Below are 4349 nucleotides of genomic sequence, written 5' to 3'. Positions count from 1 at the left end.
TTCCTTCTGCGTCTGCGCGTTGAACGCCTTGCAGAATTCCATGATGTTGAGGCCGCGCTGACCAAGCGCGGGTCCGATCGGGGGCGAAGGGTTCGCCGCTCCGGCCGGCACCTGCAATTTCAGGTATCCGGTCACTTTCTTTGCCATCTGTCACTCCTCATGCTGTTTCCGGACGATTCCGGAAACTTCACAGGACCGTGGTGCGGTTCAACGGATGACTGGCGATCATCCATCTCCTCCCACGGCTCTTCACCCTTGCCCTGCTCTCGCGGGGAAAGGGTCTCCGATCAGACCTTCTCGACCTGACCGAATTCCAGTTCGACCGGCGTGGCGCGGCCGAAGATCGACACTGCGACCTTTACGCGCGAGCGCGCCTCGTCGATTTCCTCGACCACACCGGAGAACGACGCGAACGGGCCGTCGGCCACGCGCACATTCTCGCCGATTTCGAACGACACCGACGCCTTCGGGCGCTCCACGCCTTCCTGCACCTGGTGCAGGATCCGCATGGCCTCGGCTTCCGAGATCGGCATCGGCTTGTTTTCGGCGCCGAGGAAGCCCGTTACCTTCGGGGTATTCTTGATGAGATGAAAGGCTTCGTCGGTCAGCTTCATCTTGACCAGCACGTAGCCCGGAAAGAACTTGCGCTCGGCGTCGACCTTGCGGCCGCGGCGCACTTCGGTGACCTTTTCGGTCGGCACCAGCACCAGCTCGAACAGTTCTTCAAGCCCGCGCTGCTTGGCCTGCTCGCGGATCGATTCCGCGACCTTCTTTTCGAAGTTGGAGTAAGCGTGGACGATGTACCAGCGCTTGTCCGTCGTTTGGGTTGCGGTGGCTGTCATCAGTGAATGCCGAGCAAAAAGGTGACGAGATAACGGATGATCTGATCCGCGGCGAAAAAGAAGATCGAAGCCAGCGCCACCATCACGAACACCATGATGGTGGTGATCGTCGTCTCGCGGCGGGTCGGCCAGGTGACCTTGGCGGTCTCCGAGCGCACTTCCTGCAGGAATTTGAACGGGCTGAAAGCCATCGCTTTATGTGATCCGCGTTGCCGGACGATTTACGTTTTAAGGAATCCGAACAGCCCTCCAGCGCCCAGCCCTCTTTTGAAGGATGAGCCGGCAAGCGGGCTCGATTGTTCGGGGGGATTTCAAAGCCGCGCCGGATATCCGCCTAAGCGGGCCGGCAGCAGGTGGCGGCTATGTACTGCGAGCGGGGCGAAAGGTCAAGGTGGCGGGAACCGAAGGCCTCAGAATCCGCTTGAAGGCGCCCGATCCGGACCGGTCAAAATCAAGGGCTTAGCTGGCAAGGACTTGACTGGCAGGAGTGGCAGGGCTCGAACCTGCGACCCCCGGTTTTGGAGACCGGTGCTCTACCAATTGAGCTACACTCCTACAGGGAACCCGCGTCACCGCCGATCCGCGCCGTTTCAAGCATAGGGACTGCCCCGATTGCAAGGGCGAAGCGCAGTTGACGCCCTGTTCAACCCCGTCGTTCTGCGCCAGAATTCCACCAAGCCAAGCAAGAGCAAAAGGGAGAGACCATGACCCCGCAAGCCGCCACAAAACACCCCGCCGGCCCGCAGACGCCCCCGCTTCCCCAAGCCAAACCGGAGCAGCTAGGCCTCTCGCCCGTCCGGCTGCAGCGGATGTCGGACGCCTTCAGGCGCGAGATCGACAAGGGAACCCTGCCCGGCGCGACCGTGATGGTGGCCCGCCGCGGGCAGATCGGCTGGTTCGAGGCGCTGGGCAAGCAGAGCCCGGCGGCATCCGCGCCGATGGCGCACAATTCGATCTTCCGGATCTTCTCGATGACCAAACCGATCGTCTCGGTCGGCATCATGATGCTGATCGAGGATGGCCATTTCGTGCTCAGCGACCCCGTCGCGAAATTCATCCCGGAATTCGCCGGCCAGAAGGTCGGGGTCGAGAACAACGGCAAGCTCGATCTCGTACCGCTCAAGCGAGCGATGACAATTCAGGACCTGTTGCGGCACACTTCGGGCATCACTTACGACCATACCGGCAACGGCCTGGTGCAGCAGCTCTACCAGCAATCGCGGCTGCGCAGCCGCAAGATCACCAATGCCGAACACGCCGCCCTCGTCGCCAGCATGCCGCTGGTGTGCCAGCCCGGCGCCGAGTGGAACTACAGCCGCTCCACCGACATCCTCGGCCGCATCATCGAAATCGTTTCCGGCAAGAGCTTGAGCGCGTTCCTGACCGAGCGGATTCTGGCGCCGCTGCAAATGGCCGAGACCGCGTTCCATACCGGCCAGGAAAACGCCGGCCGGCTCGCCGAGCCGTTCCCGGTCGATCCCTGGAGCGGCGAGAAGGTGGAACTCTTCGACATGCTGGAAAAGCCTGTCATGGAATCCGGCGGCGGTGGCCTGGTCTCGACCACCATGGACTACGCCCGCTTCTGCCAGATGCTGCTCAACGGCGGCGCGCTTGACGGCAACAGGCTGATCGGCCGGAAAACGCTGGAGCTGATGACGTCGGATCACCTCGGCCCCAACGTCAGCGTCGCCGACTCCCCGCTGATGCCCGCCGGTCACGGCTTCGGCCTCGGCTTTGCGGTCCGCACCGCCAAGGGCATGGCGCCGTTCCCGGGTTCGCTCGGGGAGTTCTTCTGGAGCGGAATGGCCGGGACGTTTTTCTGGATCGATCCGGCCGAACAGATGTTCGTCGTGTTCATGATGCAGGGTCCGGCGCAACGCCATTATATCCGCGCGCAGCTGCGCAACCTGGTGCACGCGGCGCTGGAGTGACAGAATTGTCCGTCATTGCGGAGCGGTCATCCCGGGTTCGCATCCAAGTCGGCTGTAGCCGACTTGGACAATGATAAATGCCGAACTCGGGTAAACCCGAGGTCGGAATGCGCGCCCCGGGATGACGCTATAGCGCGTCAACTGATCGTCGCGCCGCCGTCGATCACCATGGTCTGGCCGGTCATGAAGTTGCCGGCCGCAGAGCCCAGGAACACCGCGGCGCCCGCGATCTCGTCGGGAATGCCGATGCGCAACAGCGGCGAGCGCGAGGTCGAGGCCTTCAGGTTCTCCGGATTGTCCCACAACGCCTTCGCAAAATCGGTCTTTATCAAGCCCGGCGCGATGCAGTTGACGCGCACATTGTGCGGGCCGTATTCGCAGGCCAGATTGCGCGCGAGCTGCATGTCGGCGGCCTTCGAGATCGCGTAGGCGCCGAGAATGGTCGAGCCCTTCAGGCCGCCGATCGAGGACACGATGATGACCGAGCCATCCTTGCGCTCGATCATCTGAGGCACCACCATGCTGGTCAGCCAGTTGTTGGCGACGATGTTGTTGTCCAGGATCTTGCGGAACTGGTCGTCGGAAATGCCGGCGAGCGGCCCGTAATAAGGATTGGACGCGGCGTTGCAGACCAGCACGTCGATCTTGCCGAAGGCGCGGTTGGATTCGTTGACCAGGTTCTGCAGATTTTCCTTGCTGGAAATGTTGGCCGCGATCGCGACCGCTTTGCCCTTGCCGAACTTGTCGTTGATTTCCTTGGTCACCTGGTCGCAGACGTCCTGCTTGCGCGAGGAGATCACTACCCTGGCGCCGTGCTCGGCCATCCGTTCGGCGATCGCGCGGCCGATGCCGCGGGTAGAGCCGGTGATGACGGCGACTTTTCCGGTCATATCGAACAAGGTCATGTTTCTCTCCCAGACATGGTTTTGATTTTCGATTCCGAGCTAAGCAGCGTTCGCCGTCTTCGACAACCGCGCTTCACGCGAGCTTGGTCTCCGGCACGATTTCCGGCCCGGCCGGCTGGTGCATCGCGGCGTGCCTGGCGTCGGCGATCCACGGCTGCTGGTTCACCATCGGCAGCCGCCAAACGCTGTGGCCTTCGCTGGCGAAATGGTCGAGCCTTGTCACCGAACAATTGTCGACATCGAAGGCGAGGCCCCTTTCCGGCTGGCCGCCGAGCGCGAGACCGATTGCCGCCTTGATGGTCCCGCCATGGCCCACGGCAATCACGTCCCTGCCGGCGTGCTCGGCACTAATCCGATCAATCGCGCCGCGCACACGGTTATAAAGATCCATAAAACTCTCGCCGCCGGGCGCGGGCTCGTCGATATCGGCAAACCAGTGGCTGCCGACCGGCCGGCTGGCGAGGAAGGCGGCGCGATTCATGCCCTGCCATTGTCCGAGATGCTGTTCGGCAAACGCCGCTTCCCTGGTCATGGTGGCGGGTCTTGGAAAGCCGGCGGACCAGATTGCATCGGCGGTCTGGTGCGTGCGCATCAGGCTGCTCGCATACCACACCGCGTTGCGCGGCAGTATCTTGGCGACCGCCTCGAAGACTTCGCGATCGCCGGTGTCG

General features: G+C 62.6%; 5 protein-coding genes, 1 tRNA gene and 1 pseudogene. 1 reads left to right on the top strand and 6 read right to left on the bottom strand.

Annotated elements, in window-relative coordinates; genetic code table 11:
- From QZ213_RS25235 to QZ213_RS25220, 4 genes and pseudogenes are all read right to left on the bottom strand, one after another.
- Nucleotides 1-147 (bottom strand): annotated as a pseudogene (locus QZ213_RS25235) (50S ribosomal protein L11); the annotation flags it as partial.
- Nucleotides 148-287: 140 nt separating this feature from the next.
- Complete coding sequence (gene nusG, locus QZ213_RS25230) at nucleotides 288-842, bottom strand: transcription termination/antitermination protein NusG (RefSeq protein WP_291688786.1); 555 nt, start codon at nucleotides 840-842, stop codon at nucleotides 288-290.
- Entirely contained in the window at nucleotides 842-1033 is a 192-nt protein-coding gene (secE, locus tag QZ213_RS25225; RefSeq protein WP_029584578.1) for a preprotein translocase subunit SecE, read from the bottom strand. Before secE ends, nusG begins: the two co-directional genes overlap by 1 nt.
- Before the next feature lie 288 nt (nucleotides 1034-1321).
- Nucleotides 1322-1397: transfer RNA gene (locus QZ213_RS25220), tRNA-Trp, on the bottom strand.
- A 149-nt stretch (nucleotides 1398-1546) separates the two neighbouring features.
- Here QZ213_RS25220 and QZ213_RS25215 point away from each other — a divergent pair.
- Nucleotides 1547-2773 (top strand): serine hydrolase domain-containing protein, encoded by a 1227-nt coding sequence (locus QZ213_RS25215; RefSeq protein ID WP_291688785.1) that lies wholly within the window; start codon nucleotides 1547-1549, stop codon nucleotides 2771-2773.
- A 137-nt stretch (nucleotides 2774-2910) separates the two neighbouring features.
- Here the strand turns inward: QZ213_RS25215 and QZ213_RS25210 are convergent, their stop codons facing one another.
- Complete coding sequence (locus QZ213_RS25210; RefSeq protein ID WP_291688784.1) at nucleotides 2911-3678, bottom strand: SDR family oxidoreductase; 768 nt, start codon at nucleotides 3676-3678, stop codon at nucleotides 2911-2913.
- Nucleotides 3679-3751: 73 nt separating this feature from the next.
- A partial coding sequence (locus QZ213_RS25205) for a histidine phosphatase family protein (protein ID WP_291688783.1) occupies nucleotides 3752-4349 on the bottom strand: 598 nt, incomplete at its 5' end.

Source organism: Bradyrhizobium sp. (genome assembly GCF_017881085.1).
GTDB lineage: Bacteria > Pseudomonadota > Alphaproteobacteria > Rhizobiales > Xanthobacteraceae > Bradyrhizobium.
This window is presented reverse-complemented; position numbering and strand designations above follow the sequence as displayed.

Coding starts and splice junctions, on each gene's coding strand:
- nusG (WP_291688786.1), bottom strand. CDS start 842: ATGACAGCCACCGCAACCCAAACGACGGACAAGCGCTGGTACATCGTC.
- secE (WP_029584578.1), bottom strand. CDS start 1,033: ATGGCTTTCAGCCCGTTCAAATTCCTGCAGGAAGTGCGCTCGGAGACC.
- QZ213_RS25215 (WP_291688785.1), top strand. CDS start 1,547: ATGACCCCGCAAGCCGCCACAAAACACCCCGCCGGCCCGCAGACGCCC.
- QZ213_RS25210 (WP_291688784.1), bottom strand. CDS start 3,678: ATGACCTTGTTCGATATGACCGGAAAAGTCGCCGTCATCACCGGCTCT.